The organism is Microvirga sp. TS319, from assembly GCF_041276405.1.
Taxonomy (GTDB): Bacteria; Pseudomonadota; Alphaproteobacteria; order Rhizobiales; family Beijerinckiaceae; genus Microvirga.
This window is the reverse complement of record NZ_JBGGGT010000002.1, coordinates 3,652,501-3,666,719: the sequence shown is the minus strand read 5'-3', so window position 1 is coordinate 3,666,719 and position 14,219 is coordinate 3,652,501. Positions and strand designations below refer to the sequence as shown.

At 63.7% G+C, this 14,219-nt stretch carries 12 protein-coding genes, 2 tRNA genes and 2 rRNA genes (1 of these 16 running past the window's edge); 7 read left to right on the top strand and 9 right to left on the bottom strand.

Annotation, left to right across the window (positions count from 1 at the left end; genetic code table 11):
* Window positions 1-2: 2 nt before the first annotated feature.
* The 5 genes from purL to purC all read right to left on the bottom strand — a co-directional run bounded on the left by purL (window position 3) and on the right by purC (window position 4,827).
* On the bottom strand, window positions 3-2,213 hold the full coding sequence (purL, locus tag AB8841_RS26745; protein ID WP_370438769.1) for a phosphoribosylformylglycinamidine synthase subunit PurL: 2,211 nt from the start codon (window positions 2,211-2,213) through the stop codon (window positions 3-5).
* Window positions 2,214-2,235: 22 nt separating this feature from the next.
* Window positions 2,236-2,934, bottom strand: coding sequence for a phosphoribosylformylglycinamidine synthase subunit PurQ (gene purQ / locus AB8841_RS26740; RefSeq protein ID WP_370438768.1), 699 nt, complete (start codon window positions 2,932-2,934; stop codon window positions 2,236-2,238).
* Between the two features lie 100 nt (window positions 2,935-3,034).
* The gene (gene purS, locus AB8841_RS26735; protein ID WP_370438767.1) at window positions 3,035-3,274 is read right to left on the bottom strand and encodes a phosphoribosylformylglycinamidine synthase subunit PurS; all 240 of its coding nucleotides are present in this window, start codon (window positions 3,272-3,274) and stop codon (window positions 3,035-3,037) included.
* Between the two features lie 125 nt (window positions 3,275-3,399).
* A complete protein-coding gene (locus AB8841_RS26730; RefSeq protein ID WP_370438766.1) occupies window positions 3,400-3,936 on the bottom strand; it encodes a hypothetical protein in 537 nt (178 codons plus the stop codon).
* A gap of 96 nt (window positions 3,937-4,032) precedes the next feature.
* Entirely contained in the window at window positions 4,033-4,827 is a 795-nt protein-coding gene (gene purC, locus AB8841_RS26725) for a phosphoribosylaminoimidazolesuccinocarboxamide synthase (RefSeq protein WP_370438765.1), read from the bottom strand.
* Window positions 4,828-5,064: 237 nt separating this feature from the next.
* Here purC and AB8841_RS26720 point away from each other — a divergent pair, with 237 nt between their 5' ends.
* A complete protein-coding gene (locus AB8841_RS26720) occupies window positions 5,065-5,388 on the top strand; it encodes a DUF1476 domain-containing protein (protein WP_370438764.1) in 324 nt (107 codons plus the stop codon).
* 62 nt (window positions 5,389-5,450) lie between these two features.
* Window positions 5,451-6,224 carry an HpcH/HpaI aldolase/citrate lyase family protein gene (locus AB8841_RS26715; RefSeq protein WP_370438763.1) on the top strand — a complete coding sequence of 258 codons (774 nt, stop codon included), beginning with the start codon at window positions 5,451-5,453 and terminating at the stop codon, window positions 6,222-6,224.
* A gap of 4 nt (window positions 6,225-6,228) precedes the next feature.
* Here the strand turns inward: AB8841_RS26715 and AB8841_RS26710 are convergent, their stop codons facing one another.
* Entirely contained in the window at window positions 6,229-6,876 is a 648-nt protein-coding gene (locus tag AB8841_RS26710) for a DNA-3-methyladenine glycosylase (protein ID WP_370438762.1), read from the bottom strand.
* Between the two features lie 32 nt (window positions 6,877-6,908).
* Here AB8841_RS26710 and gluQRS point away from each other — a divergent pair, with 32 nt between their 5' ends.
* Window positions 6,909-7,814 (top strand): tRNA glutamyl-Q(34) synthetase GluQRS, encoded by a 906-nt coding sequence (gene gluQRS, locus AB8841_RS26705; RefSeq protein WP_370438761.1) that lies wholly within the window; start codon window positions 6,909-6,911, stop codon window positions 7,812-7,814.
* On the opposite strand, the gene AB8841_RS26700 is transcribed toward gluQRS, so the two are convergent.
* A complete protein-coding gene (locus AB8841_RS26700; protein WP_370438760.1) occupies window positions 7,793-8,710 on the bottom strand; it encodes an AEC family transporter in 918 nt (305 codons plus the stop codon). The genes gluQRS and AB8841_RS26700 overlap by 22 nt on opposite strands.
* A 5-nt stretch (window positions 8,711-8,715) precedes the next feature.
* Window positions 8,716-10,749, bottom strand: coding sequence for a M23 family metallopeptidase (locus AB8841_RS26695; RefSeq protein ID WP_370438759.1), 2,034 nt, complete (start codon window positions 10,747-10,749; stop codon window positions 8,716-8,718).
* A 764-nt stretch (window positions 10,750-11,513) separates the two neighbouring features.
* On the opposite strand from AB8841_RS26695, the gene AB8841_RS26690 reads away from it, so the two are divergent.
* The 3 genes from AB8841_RS26690 to AB8841_RS26680 all read left to right on the top strand — a co-directional run bounded on the left by AB8841_RS26690 (window position 11,514) and on the right by AB8841_RS26680 (window position 13,320).
* A 16S ribosomal RNA gene (locus AB8841_RS26690) occupies window positions 11,514-13,000 on the top strand.
* A gap of 159 nt (window positions 13,001-13,159) precedes the next feature.
* Window positions 13,160-13,236 (top strand) — tRNA-Ile (locus AB8841_RS26685).
* An 8-nt stretch (window positions 13,237-13,244) separates the two neighbouring features.
* A tRNA-Ala gene (locus AB8841_RS26680) sits at window positions 13,245-13,320 on the top strand.
* Here AB8841_RS26680 and AB8841_RS26675 read toward each other — a convergent pair.
* Window positions 13,286-13,609: a hypothetical protein gene (locus AB8841_RS26675; protein WP_370433915.1), complete on the bottom strand. Its 324-nt coding sequence runs from the start codon at window positions 13,607-13,609 to the stop codon at window positions 13,286-13,288. The genes AB8841_RS26680 and AB8841_RS26675 overlap by 35 nt on opposite strands.
* Window positions 13,610-13,615: 6 nt before the next feature.
* On the opposite strand from AB8841_RS26675, the gene AB8841_RS26670 reads away from it, so the two are divergent.
* Window positions 13,616-14,219 (top strand): 23S ribosomal RNA (locus AB8841_RS26670); it runs 2,205 nt beyond the window's last position.
* The 16S and 23S rRNA genes sit together here with 2 tRNA genes alongside, the layout of an rRNA operon.

Genomic DNA, 14,219 nt, shown 5'->3' with positions numbered 1-14,219 from the left:
CCTCAGGCCTCTCCGGCCATGTACTCGGGCAGCCAGGACTCGTGGGCGGTCTTCAGCTGCCTCACGGATATGGCCTGATGGCCCGGCAGAATCAACGAATCGCCGCCCGTGACGCCGATCGTCACGGCGGGAATGCCAATGGCCCCTGCCGCGTAGAGGATATCGGCGGCCGCATCCTCGTCGACCGACACGAGATAACGCGCCTGATCCTCGCCGAACAGGAAGGCGTGAAGCGGCATGTTCTCGGGAACGGCCGTGACTTCGGCGCCCATATCGCCCGCCATCGCCATCTCGGCCAGCGCCAGCGCGATGCCGCCGTCGGCGCAGTCGTGAACCGTCTTCACCTGTCCGGAGCGGATGAGCTGGCGGATGAAGTCGCCGTTGCGCTTCTCCTCGGCGAGATCCACCGGAGGCGGAGCGCCTTCCTCGCGCCCGCAGACATCGCGCAGATAGATCGACTGGCCGAGCCAGCCTGCCGTCGCGCCGATCAGGATGACCGCCTCGCCCTCGTTCCTGAACGCAATGGAGGCGTTGACCGTCACATCGTCGAGCAGTCCCACGCCGCCGATGGCCGGGGTGGGGAGAATGCCCTGGCCGTTGGTCTCGTTGTAGAGCGAGACGTTGCCGGACACGACGGGGAAGTCGAGAGCCCGGCAGGCTTCGCCGATGCCCTTGAGGCAGCCGACGAACTGGCCCATGGATTCGGGCCGCTCGGGGCTGGCGAAGTTGAGGTTGTCGGTGATCGCCAGCGGCAGGCCGCCGACGGCCGTGATGTTGCGCCAAGCTTCCGCAACCGCCTGCTTGCCGCCCTCGAAGGGATCGGCCTCGCAGTAGCGCGGCGTCACGTCGGTGGTCAGCGCCAGCCCCTTCGGGCCGTCCTCGACGCGCACGATGGCGGCGTCGCCGCCCGGAGTCTGGACCGTGTTGCCGAGGATCAGGTGGTCGTATTGTTCCCAGACCCAGCGCTTGGAGCACTGGTCCGGCGAGCCGACGAGCTGCAGGAGCGCCTCGGCCTCCGAGACCGGCGCCTGGACGCTTTCGGCCGAGATCACGGGCTGCCTGGGGCTTTCCACCCACGGACGGTCATAGATCGGAGCCTCGTCGCCGAGCTCCTTGATCGGCAGATCGGCTTTCACCTCGCCCTGGTGCTTGATGACGAAGCGCAGCGTGTCGGTTGTCTTGCCGATCACGGCGAAGTCCAGCCCCCATTTGTGGAAGATGGCCTCGGCCTGCCTCTCCATCCCGGGCTTGAGCACCATGAGCATGCGCTCCTGGCTCTCGGACAGCATCATTTCGTAGGCGGTCATGCCCTCTTCGCGGCAGGGCACCTTGTCGAGGTCGAGCTCGACGCCGAGATTGCCCTTCGCGCCCATCTCCACCGCAGAGCTGGTGAGGCCGGCCGCGCCCATGTCCTGGATCGCGATCACCGCACCGGATTTCATGAGCTCGAGGCAGGCCTCCAGCAGCAGCTTCTCGGCGAAGGGGTCGCCGACCTGCACCGTGGGACGCTTCTCCTCCGAGGCGTCGTCGAACTCGGCGGACGCCATGGTCGCGCCGTGGATGCCGTCGCGGCCGGTCTTGGAGCCGAGATAGACGATCGGATTCCCGACGCCGGTGGCCTTCGCGTAGAAGATCTCGTCCGTGCGGGCGAGGCCGACCGCCATGGCGTTGACGAGGATATTGCCGTTGTAGCGCTTGTCGAAGCCGACGCTGCCGCCGACGGTCGGCACGCCGAAGGAGTTGCCGTAGCCGCCGATGCCGGCGACCACGCCCGAGACGAGGTGCGGCGTCTTGGGATGATCCGGCTCGCCGAAGCGCAGGAAGTTCAAAGCCGCGATCGGGCGGGCCCCCATGGTGAAGACGTCGCGCAGGATGCCGCCGACGCCCGTCGCCGCGCCCTGATATGGCTCGATGAAGGACGGATGGTTGTGGCTTTCCATCTTGAAGATGCAGGCCTGGCCGTCGCCGATATCGATCACGCCGGCGTTCTCGCCCGGCCCCTGGATCACCCAGGGGGCCTTCGTGGGCAGGCCGCGCAGATGGATGCGCGAGGATTTGTACGAGCAATGCTCGTTCCACATGGCGGAGACGATGCCGAGCTCGGTGAGCGTCGGCTCGCGGCCGATGAGCTTCACGAAGCGGTCGTACTCGTCAGGCTTCAGCCCGTGCTCCTTGACCAGCTCCGGGGTGATGGCGACGTCGTTGCGGATCATCAGGGTCTCGTAATTTCAAAAATCAGGCAGCGCGGGGGAAGGACGACACGAGGCTCTCGAACAGGCCGCGCCCATCGGTGCCGCCTACGAGATCTTCGATCAGGTTTTCCGGGTGAGGCATCATGCCGAGCACGTTGAGCTTGTCGGAATAGATGCCCGCGATGGAGTTCATGGAGCCGTTGCGGTTGGCGTCCGGCGTCACATGGCCCTGCGCATCGCAATAGCGGAATGCGACGAGCCCTTCGCCCTCGAGGCGCTTCAGAGTCTCCGCATCCGCCGTGTAGTTGCCCTCGCCGTGGGCGACGCAGACGTCGATGGCCTGGCCCTGCCCATAGCGCTTGGTAAAAGCGGTGTCGGTACGCTCCACCTTCAGGAACTGGCGGTGGCAGATGAACTTGAGGTTCGCATTGCGCATCAGGATGCCGGGCAGAAGGCCGGATTCGCACAGGATCTGGAAGCCATTGCAGATGCCGAGCACGAGGCCGCCGCGCGCCGCGTGAGCCCGCACCGCGTCCATCACGGTCGCACGGCCCGCGATGGCGCCGCAGCGCAGGTAGTCGCCATAGGAAAAGCCGCCCGGCAGGACCACGAGGTCCGTCCCGTGGGGCAGTTCGGTCTCGGCGTGCCAGACCTTTTGGGCATCGGAGCCGGCCTGCTTGAGGGCCCGCACCACGTCGCCTTCGCGATTGGAGCCGGGGAAGACGATGACTGCGGATTTCATGGGTCCATCCTTCTCTCGTCATGGCCGGGCTCGTCCCGGCCATCCACGCCATGCGGCGCGGGTCAAACGTGGATGCCCGGACCAGGTCCGGGCATGACGGTCAGATCAGTTCGACGCGGTAGTTCTCGATGACGGTGTTCGCGAGCAGCTTCTCGCAGGCCGCCTTGAGGGAGGCCTCGGCTTGAGCCTTGTCGGCCGTGTCCAGCTCGATATCGAAGACCTTGCCCTGGCGCACGCCGGCGATGCCTTCCACGCCCAGGGACGTCAAGGCTCCTTCGATGGCCTTGCCTTGGGGGTCGAGAACGCCGTTCTTCAGGGTGACGGTGACGCGAGCTTTCATGGGAGGCCTCGGGCTGTTGAGATTTGCCCCACGCCATAAAGCCAATGGCCGCAAGAAACAATGTCTTAGGAGCAGGATCCGGTAAAGTGATCTCCGGTTCTCCCGAGATCGTGCAGGAACCCGGCTCAGGTGCCCAATTCTCGGGCCGCGACCTGGCGGGCCGTCTGCTGTACGGCCTCGGCCGTGTCGCCGATCACGAGAACCACGTCCAGCTCCTCGCCGGAGCGCCTGCCCAGGGCCGCCCCGAAGGCGGGGGCCTTTTGCCCGTCCGCCGGGGCGAGGCTGATGGCGAAGCCGGGATAGGGAGCATCCTTCAGGCGCTCGACGGAAATCGCGCTCCGCACCGGCTTGTCCCGGCCCACGGGTGAGCGGAGGGCGCGGGCGAGGCGTTCCGGGTCCTTGAGCACGGCCTCCGTGATCTGAGCGTCCTTTCCGTTAAGGCGGATGACGCCGACGGCCAAGCCCGGGCTGCATTGTGGCGGAGCGCAGAGGGCCAGAGCCACCGGTTCGGCCCGGTCCTCCGCGAGCCATTTGCGGAGCGGCAGTGCCTGCCAGGGCGCTCCGGGGGGCACACCCTCGACCGTGCGAGGGATGTAGCCGCAGCCGGTCAGGCCGAGCGTCAGGAGGAGGAGAAAGCCGGGGAGGGGCAGGCGAAACGACATTGCCTTTTCTAGCGCAAACATGCGGGTCAGGTCGATGGGCGGATAAAGAAAAGCCCGGCGCGGGGCCGGGCTCGGTCGTTGCTCGGGATGCAGGCCTCACTGCACGAGGCGCGGACCGCCGGCGACGACGTTCTCGTTCTCCGACAGGATCCCGAGGCGGCGCGCCACTTCCGTATAGGCCTCCACCAGGCCGCCCATGTCGCGGCGGAACCGATCCTTGTCGAGCTTGTCCTTGGACTTGATGTCCCAGAGACGGCAGGAATCCGGGGAGATCTCGTCGGCCACGACGATGCGCATCATCTCGCCCTCCCAGAGGCGGCCGGTCTCCAGCTTGAAATCCACGAGGCGGATGCCGACGCCGAGGAAGAGGCCGGACAGGAAGTCGTTGACGCGGATCGCCAGCGCCATGATGTCGTCGATCTCCTGGGGAGAGGCCCAGCCGAAGGCGGTGATATGCTCTTCCGAGACCATCGGGTCGCCCAGCTCGTCGTTCTTGTAATAGAATTCGATGATCGAGCGCGGCAGCTGCGTGCCCTCTTCGAGACCGAGCCTCTTGGCGAGGGACCCCGCGGCCACGTTCCGCACGACGACCTCGAGAGGAATGATCTCCACTTCCCGAATCAGCTGCTCGCGCATGTTCAGGCGGCGGATGAAGTGGGTCGGGACGCCGATATCGTTCAGGTGCTGGAAGAGGAACTCGGAAATCCGGTTGTTCAGCACGCCCTTGCCGTCGATCACTTCGTGCTTCTTGGCATTGAAGGCCGTCGCGTCATCCTTGAAGTGCTGAATGAGCGTTCCGGGTTCGGGGCCCTCATAGAGGACTTTCGCCTTGCCTTCATAGACGCGACGGCGACGATTCATAGGCGTGTACCGTGGTTTGAGAAAATCCATAGTGCCGTGGGCTCCTGGGTCAACAAATGATGCAGTTCCGCGGCTGGCGTATGCGCGGCATTAAACCAGCGCTCCGCTTCAGGGCAACCTATCCGATCAAGGGGGCAAGCACAACGCGGCACGGAGGAGGGCAGGGTGTGGCCCCTTCGAAGCACCTTCTTTTAGGTGGTGATGACATGGTGATGACGCGAGTGCGCCCTTATATCGCATGATGACCCCAGGCCGGGAGGAGCATCCATGACCCTTTTCAACGAGCGCGAAGACGCCTTCGAGAAGCAGTTCGCCCATGACCAGGACCTTCGCTTCAAGGCCATGGCCCGCCGGAACAAGCTGCTTGGCCTTTGGGTCGCCGGGAAACTGGGCAAGACCGGAGACGAGGCAAAGGCTTACGCCGCGAGCGTCGTCCAGGCCGATTTCCGGGCACCGGGGGACGCGGATGCGGTTCGCAAGATCCGGCAGGACCTCAATCAGGCAGGAAAGCCTCTCGACGAAGCCGAGCTTGGCGCTAAGCTGCAGCAGCTGATGGCCCGAGCCATCGAGGAGATCAAGGCGGGGCGTTGAGCCTCGTCAGCCTTGCGGGAATCCGCGGCACGACAGCAAACACCAGGACAAGAAAGAGCGCCATGCTGACTAATCCATCCTTCCCCGACCTCCTGAAGGCAGGCACGCCCCTGCTCACCGCCTGGTGCGGAATCCCGGATCCGTCGGTTCCGGGCCTGCTCGCGAGGGAAGAGTTCGACGCGGTCGTCATGGACATGCAGCACGGTTCCATCGATTTCGCGGCCGCGCTCCGGGCCGTGCCGCTGATCGCGGCGGCCGGGAAGCCGGCCCTGGTCCGGGTTCCGGTGGGCGAATTCGCCACCGCCTCCCGCTTCCTGGATGCCGGCGTCTCGGGGGTGATCGCGCCCATGATCAACACCGTCGACGACGCCCGGCTCTTCGCCTCGTTCATGAAGTTCCCGCCCGTGGGCCAGCGCAGCTGGGGCGCCTATGGCGCTCTGTCCCTCTCGGGCCTGGATGCGGCGGACTATCTGCGCCAGGCCAACGATCTGACGGTGTCCTTCGCCATGGTGGAGACCCGGGAGGCGCTCGCCATTCTCGACGAGATCCTCAACGTGCCTGGCATCGACGGTGTCTTCATCGGTCCGGCGGACCTCTCCATCGCATTGTCGGGCGGCAAGAGCGTCGACCCTGCCGGCCCTGAAGTCGACAAGGCGCTCGATCATGTGCTCGCCCGCGTGAGAGCCGCCGGCAAGCTCTCCGGAATCTATGCGCCTTCGGGCGCGAGGGCCGGGGAACTCGCCCGCAAGGGCTTCAACATGGTCTCCATCGGCAGCGACACTGCCATGCTGAGGGCGGGCGCCCAGGCCTCTCTCGCGGCCGCGCAGCAGGGGTGAGCACTCACGTGACGGGGCTGCCCTCCCGCGCCTTCACTACCCGGTAATAGGCCCAGAGCACTTTGGCCGCTACGCCGCGCCACGGGCGCCAGCTCTCCGCGAGGGCCGTCAAGGCCTTTGCGTCGGGCCGGGCCGCCAGCCCGTAGGCGATGCGGGCGGCCTCCTGCACCGCGAGGTCGCCGCCCGGGAAGGCATCGGGATGACCGAGACAGAAGAGCAGGTAGATATCGGCCGTCCATGGGCCGATGCCCTTCACCCGGGTCAGGAGGCCGTGCGCCTCGTCGGCGGGGAGCTCGTCCAGCCGGTCGAGGGGCAGCCGCCCTTCGACGATTTCCATGGCGGTCGCGCGGATCGTCCTGATCTTCATGGCGGAGAGGCCTGCTCCTCTCAGGTCCTCGTCGGAAAGGCTCAGGAAGCGCGCGGGCTCCGGCGGATCCAGGATCAGCCGCAATCGTCCCCAGATGGCCGCGGCGCTTGCGGTCGATACCTGCTGGCCGACGATGATCCAGGCCAGCCCCTCGAAACCGGGCGGCCGCTTGCGCAGTTGCGGGACCACGCCTTCGGCGGCGAGCCTCGCCATGACGGGATCGGCCTTCGCGAGCGCCGTCAAACCCCTCTTGAGAACCGCATCCGTTTCGAGGAGGGTGACCATCCCATTCCGCTCCTTGTGTCTGAAGGACGTCCGTGACGAAGCCGACGAAGCCCGTATTCCGATTCGCTCCAAGTCCCAACGGACGGCTTCACCTTGGCCATGCCTATTCGGCCCTGCTCAACGATGCGCTCGCCCGGCGGCTCGACGGCCGGTTTCTGCTGCGCATCGAGGATATCGATATCGCACGCTGCCGCCCCGAATACGAGGCGGGCATCGTCGAGGATCTCACCTGGCTCGGCCTGTCCTGGGAAGAGCCGGTGCGCCGGCAATCGGAGCATTTCGCGGATTACCGGTCGGCGTTGCAAAGCCTGAAGGGGAGGGGGCTCGTCTATCCCTGCTTCTGCTCGCGCAAGCGCATCGCCGAGCGGGTCGAGGCCATCGAGGCGGAGAGCGGCGAGGCTTGGCCGCGGGACCCCGACGGCGCGCCGCTCTATCCAGGCATCTGCAAGGGTCTTCCCGGCGGCGAGGCCGAGGGACGGATCCGTGCGGGCGAGGCGCATGCCTGGCGGATCGACAGCGACGTGGTCCGCCGTCTTCACCCCGGTCCCTATGCCTTCACGCGGTTTTCGCTCACGGGCGACGAGGAGATCGTCGCGGCCGATCCCTGGCGCTGGGGCGATGCGATGATCGTGCGCAAGGACGTGCCGACGAGCTATCATCTGTCCGTCGTGGTGGACGATGCCCTGCAGGGCGTCACCCATGTGGTGCGCGGGCAGGACCTGGAGGCGGCGACCGATCTGCACGTGCTTTTGCAGGTCCTGCTCGGTCTGGACACGCCGCTCTATCACCATCACGGCCTGATCCTCGATCCGGGCGGCGACAAGCTCGCGAAGAGCCGGAGGTCGGAAGCCTTGTGCGCGTTGCGAACCCGAGGGGTGGCGGCCGCGGAGGTCCGCGGGAGGCTGGGTTTTTATCCTCAGCCCACACCCAGCACGTAGAGCCAGAGCAGGGTGGTGCCCATCGCCAGGATCGTGGAGAGCGTCACGGCGCTGGAGGCGAGGGCCACGCCTTCTCCATAACGCTCGGCGAAGAGATAGGCGTTGATGCCGGAGGGGCATGACGCGAAGAGCACGGCCACGCCCGCCCAGACAGGTGGCATCTGGAACACGAAAGTCGCGAGCAGGAGCACCACGAGCGGATGAACCACGAGCTTGAGGATAGAGATCGCCGCCGGCAGTTTCCAACCGGTCTTCATCCCGTAGCGGCGCAGCGCAATGCCCATGGAAATCAGCGCACAGGGCACGGCTGCGCTCGCGAGCAGGTCCATGATCTGCCACAGAGGCGTCGGCACCACCGCCGCGACGGGGCGAAGGGCGGAGCCCGCGAGAATGCCGACCACGATCGGATGCGTCGCGAGACGCCGCAGGATGACGAGCGGCGAGGCTTGGCGTCCCTCCGCCAGCACGGTCGCCAAGGTCATGGTCACGGGCAGATGTACGGCGAGCAGCAGGAAGAGCGGGACGGCGCCTTCGTCCCCATAGGCCTTGAGGATCATGGGCACGCCGACGAAGACGGTGTTGGCCTGTCCCGCCGAGAACCCGGCCACGACGCCCGCGACTCCCTTGACCCCGAAATATCGTTTGGCCATCGCGGTCGCGAGGACCCAGACGACGGCCACGCCGACGAAATAGGCAATCCAGTAGCCCCACGGTTGCGTCTGCGGGATCTCGGCCTTCACGAGCGTGCGGAAGATCAGGCAGGGGACCGACAGGGTGAAGACGAATTCCGAGAGACCCTCGCCCATGCGCTCGGAGACGAACCCCGTGCGGCGTGCGAGATACCCGATTCCGATCAGGCCGAAGACCGGAAAGACGATCGTGAGCAGGTCGAGCATTAGGTTCAGCGCAACTCGGCACGCTGGGCGAGGCTTGCGGTGGCGCCCGCCTGGCTCATCAGGTCGTTCACCTGCTCACGCTGGCGCTTGAACTCGGCAAGACTGCGGCCGTCGAGCTCGCGGCCCTGCGGCAGGCGGATCTTCAGGGGGTCGACGAAGCTGCCGTTGATCAGCACTTCGTAGTGGAGATGGGGGCCGGTCGAGAGGCCGGTGCTGCCGAGATACCCGATCACCTGCCCCTGGCGGACCTTGACGCCGGCAGCCATGTTCTTGGCAAAGCCCGACATGTGCGAATAGGTGGTCACATAGCCGTTGGCGTGCTGGATCTCGATGTGGCGGCCGTAGCCCGATTTCCAGTCCGCCATGCGGATGGTGCCGTTGCCGGCGGCCAGGATCGGCGTGCCGACCTTGTTCGCCCAGTCGATTCCCGTATGCGGCCGGCTATAGCCCAGGATCGGGTGGAAGCGGGATCCGAAGCCCGACCGCAGAATGCCGTCCGAGATCGGCTTGCGGAGCAGGAACTTCTTCAGGGAGCGGCCGGTCTCGTCGAAGTAGTCGATCGATCCGTCTTCCCCCTGGAAGCGGTAGACCCGGCGCGCCTCCCCGCCGATCGTCAGCGAGGCGTAGAGCACTTCCGGCGGCGCATTCTCGTCGTCCGCGCCGAAAAACACTTCGAAGCTGTCGCCCTGCGCAACCCGGCGCTGGAAATCGACGTCGTAGCCGAAGATCCGGATGAGCTCCTCCACGGTCTCCGGTGGCAGATCGTTCTTCATGGCCGTTTCGTACAGGCTCTCGTAGAGCCTGACGCCGCCGCTGCCTTCCTCCTCATCCTCTTCCTGCACGTCGGCCGTCGCCTTGCGGTCTGAAAGATCTTCGGGAGGCGTCACGGAGACGAAAACGCCGCGATCGTTCGTGGCCGCGATGCCGTCGATCCCCTTCTCGCCGAACGCGATGACGCGCACGATCTGCTTGGGATCACCCAGGCGCGGCCCGGGGGCGATGAGAATGCGCAGATGGGCGCCTTCCCCCATGGTCGCGACCTTCATCCGCGCCGACAGAGCCGTCGTGATGGCCGCGATCTGCTCCGGAGTCGCCCCGTAGCTGCGCAGGACCGTCTCGAGCGTCTCACCCTTCTTGAAGACGACGTCGCGTTCCTCGACCAGGGGCGGAACGGCCCGCTGCTCGATCTTCGGCAGATCGGTGACGTTTTCAGGCACCACCCGGACTTCGATGGTGCTGAACGGCGCATCGACGACACGCGCATAGCCAAGGGCATCCCCGAGACTGTCGGGCTGGCGCAGGGTGCGGGACAGCATTTGCTGAGCGGGAATCGGCACGGAGGCGCGTCTCCCGGCGCCTCCTCCGACGCGCCGCTCCTCCTCCAGCATGGCCTGGACGTCGTCGTCCGTCAGTGTCGGCGAACTCGCCTCGATGACCATGGAGGCGAGGTCCCGCCGGAGCACGGATACATCGGCATCGGTGATCTCAGGCACCTGATCGATCTTCTCCTGAGTATTCTCCGCGAACAGCCGCATAGGATTGAACGGAGGAATATCGGACGCATAGGTGCCGGCCGTGAGAGACAGGTTCGTGGCGATCTTGACGAATTGTCGGACCTTGATCGCTTCGCGGTCGCCGTTGCGGATGGTCATGGCAGCCCTGAAGCTCTGCTTCGCGGAGGCCGTCATCTCGGTCATGTTCAGCCGGTCGCCCTTGCGGGCGGCGTTCGTGGCGCGCTCCCCTTCCGATTCCGGACGGGAATAGGCGCTCACCGCAGTGCGTTCCGGAGGCTGAACGGCATTGGTGGCGCCCTCGATGGCAACATGAATCGAAGCGCCGATCAGGACGGCGCCGGTGACGCCTGTCAGGACGCTGGCGCCGAGCCAGCGCAGATTGATTTCGCGCTTGTCGATCTCGGGGGCCGAGGCGCCGCTGGCGGTCAAGGCCGGCTCATGGCCCAGCTCGACTCCCGACGACTTGCGAAACACTTCCCTTCGGGAAGCCTTCGGCAGGCCGTTATCAGGAGGAACATGGCTCATGAGAAGTCGTATCCGATTGAGTGGCCTAATCCATAGGGGGTAGAGGCGCTCTAACACAAGAGACGGCACCGGCACAGCATAAGAGGAAATAGGCCGCTCGGATGCTCCTCCGATGGAGAGGCGTCGCTGAGGCTGCTTCAACCGCTACTGTGTCGGCAGTGAGGCGGGACCCATCGAATCCTGTGAGGAGAGGATCCGAGAATGTCCCGCCGGCTGTCAAAAAACCTTCACAACCGTGTTGACAGTCCGGAGGGGCCGGGCTTATAACCCGCCCATCGACGCCGCCGCTGAATGCGAACGGCGCCAGCACCTTCCAGAAAGCGGGTCGGCAAACCTGACGAAAGTCGGATTTGAGGGCAGCTTTCGAGTTGGATCCGTCTTCGGACGGGCTGCCCGATTTTGAAAAGAATGGGGTTGACAAGCTGGTTGAATGATCCTAAATCGGGTTCATCGCGGCGCTGTCCCAAATGGGCAGTTCCGATGTTTCCCTGACAGGCTGGCGGCTCAAGCCGGGTAAAACCGGAGTGAGGCGCTGTCGTCTTCGGAAATCGCATCTAACGATGCTGCTCTTTGACAAGTGAAGAAGGAAGAAGAAGCGCAGGCGGCGGTGTCCTTGCGGCGGCCCTTTGGGGCTGCTTTGAACAAGACATCGACCATGGTCTTGCGCTTTTGGTGAGTACACCGCTCTGGCTTTGGCCGGAGTGAGAGGTGCTCTGTCAATTTTGCGTTTTCAAGACGAACAGTCGAGATCGAATTCTGAAGTTCAACTTGAGAGTTTGATCCTGGCTCAGAACGAACGCTGGCGGCAGGCTTAACACATGCAAGTCGAACGCATCCTTCGGGGTGAGTGGCAGACGGGTGAGTAACGCGTGGGAACGTGCCCTTCAGTTCGGAATAACCCAGGGAAACTTGGGCTAATACCGGATACGTGCGAGAGCAGAAAGATTTATCGCTGAAGGATCGGCCCGCGTCTGATTAGCTGGTTGGTGGGGTAATGGCCCACCAAGGCGACGATCAGTAGCTGGTCTGAGAGGATGATCAGCCACATTGGGACTGAGACACGGCCCAAACTCCTACGGGAGGCAGCAGTGGGGAATATTGGACAATGGGGGCAACCCTGATCCAGCCATGCCGCGTGAGTGATGACGGCCTTAGGGTTGTAAAGCTCTTTCGGCGGGGACGATAATGACGGTACCCGCAGAAGAAGCCCCGGCTAACTTCGTGCCAGCAGCCGCGGTAATACGAAGGGGGCTAGCGTTGTTCGGAATCACTGGGCGTAAAGGGCGCGTAGGCGGCTTTGTAAGTCGGGGGTGAAAGCCTGTGGCTCAACCACAGAATTGCCTTCGATACTGCAAGGCTTGAGACCGGAAGAGGTTAGTGGAACTGCGAGTGTAGAGGTGAAATTCGTAGATATTCGCAAGAACACCAGTGGCGAAGGCGGCTGACTGGTCCGGATCTGACGCTGAGGCGCGAAAGCGTGGGGAGCAAACAGGATTAGATACCCTGGTAGTCCACGCCGTAAACGATGAATGCCAGCCGTTGGCGAGCTTGCTCGTCAGTGGCGCAGCTAACGCTTTAAGCATTCCGCCTGGGGAGTACGGTCGCAAGATTAAAACTCAAAGGAATTGACGGGGGCCCGCACAAGCGGTGGAGCATGTGGTTTAATTCGAAGCAACGCGCAGAACCTTACCAGCCTTTGACATGTCCGGTGTGGGGAGTGGAGACATTCTCCTTCAGTTCGGCTGGCCGGAACACAGGTGCTGCATGGCTGTCGTCAGCTCGTGTCGTGAGATGTTGGGTTAAGTCCCGCAACGAGCGCAACCCTCGCCCCTAGTTGCCATCATTAGGTTGGGCACTCTAGGGGGACTGCCGGTGATAAGCCGCGAGGAAGGTGGGGATGACGTCAAGTCCTCATGGCCCTTACGGGCTGGGCTACACACGTGCTACAATGGCGGTGACAATGGGCAGCGAACCCGCGAGGGGGAGCTAATCCCAAAAAGCCGTCTCAGTTCAGATTGCACTCTGCAACTCGAGTGCATGAAGGCGGAATCGCTAGTAATCGTGGATCAGAACGCCACGGTGAATACGTTCCCGGGCCTTGTACACACCGCCCGTCACACCATGGGAGTTGGTCTTACCCGACGGCGCTGCGCCAACCGCAAGGAGGCAGGCGACCACGGTAGGGTCAGCGACTGGGGTGAAGTCGTAACAAGGTAGCCGTAGGGGAACCTGCGGCTGGATCACCTCCTTTCTAAGGATGTTCTCTTGATTGGGTGCTCCTGTTCTCGAACAGGCTGTCGCTCACATCGGAACGCTTGGAACATACAGGGTCAAGTCAGACCCTATTTTGCGGGACGCTGCCGTCTTCGCTTCTTCTTCTCCGGAAAACCCTGCCGTTTAACGGCGGATCGGGCCTGTAGCTCAGGTGGTTAGAGCGCACCCCTGATAAGGGTGAGGTCGGACGTTCGAGTCGTCCCAGGCCCACCATTGTCAACGGGGCCTTAGCTCAGCTGGGAGAGCGGTAGCTTTGCAAGCTTCAGGTCGTCGGTTCGATCCCGACAGGCTCCACCATTGCTTTGGTGCGATGGTGGTGATGGGTGGTTCCGGAATTCTGCGCGCTTGGGGCGCGCGGGATCTTGTCGAATTCGGGCCCTCCCCTCTTGTGGGGGAGCGGCGCGGATGTTTGAAATCGTAAAGAGGCGGCATATTCGGCCAGCGGGCAACCTAGTCCCGCGAACCAGCCCTGGCCCGCAGCCAGGTGCGCCGGATATGCTTTGGCAAGCAAAACATGTCTTTGGAGCAATCCGAAGACAGGTCTTTCTTTTGGGTCGATGGCCGCTGCCGAGCGGACATCGATCATGAGAGTAATCAAGTGTCGTAAGAGCATCTGGTGGATGCCTTGGCGCTGAGAGGCGATGAAGGACGTGGTACGCTGCGATAAGTCTTGGGGAGCTGCGAACGAGCTTTGATCCAAGAATCTCCGAATGGGGAAACCCACCTTCGACCCTTTGTATTGTGACGACATCCTTTGGGTGGCGTTGCACTACGGAGGGTCTGATGAAGGTATTAGGCCCTGAATTCATAGGGGTTTAAAGCGAACCCAGGGAACTGAAACATCTAAGTACCTGGAGGAAAGGACATCAATTGAGACTCCGTTAGTAGTGGCGAGCGAACGCGGACCAGGCCCATGCCAACCTGATCGTCATCGGAACTGTTTGGAAAAGCAGGCATGATGGGTGATAGCCCCGTACGAGTCAGTGAGAGGGTTGGATTTGAGTAGGGCGGGACACGTGAAATCCTGTCTGAACATGGGGGGACCACCCTCCAAGCCTAAGTACTCCTCAGCGACCGATAGTGAACCAGTACCGTGAGGGAAAGGTGAAAAGCACCCCGACGAGGGGAGTGAAACAGTACCTGAAACCGGATGCTTACAAACAGTCGGAGCCCAAGGTTCGTCCTGGGTGACGGCG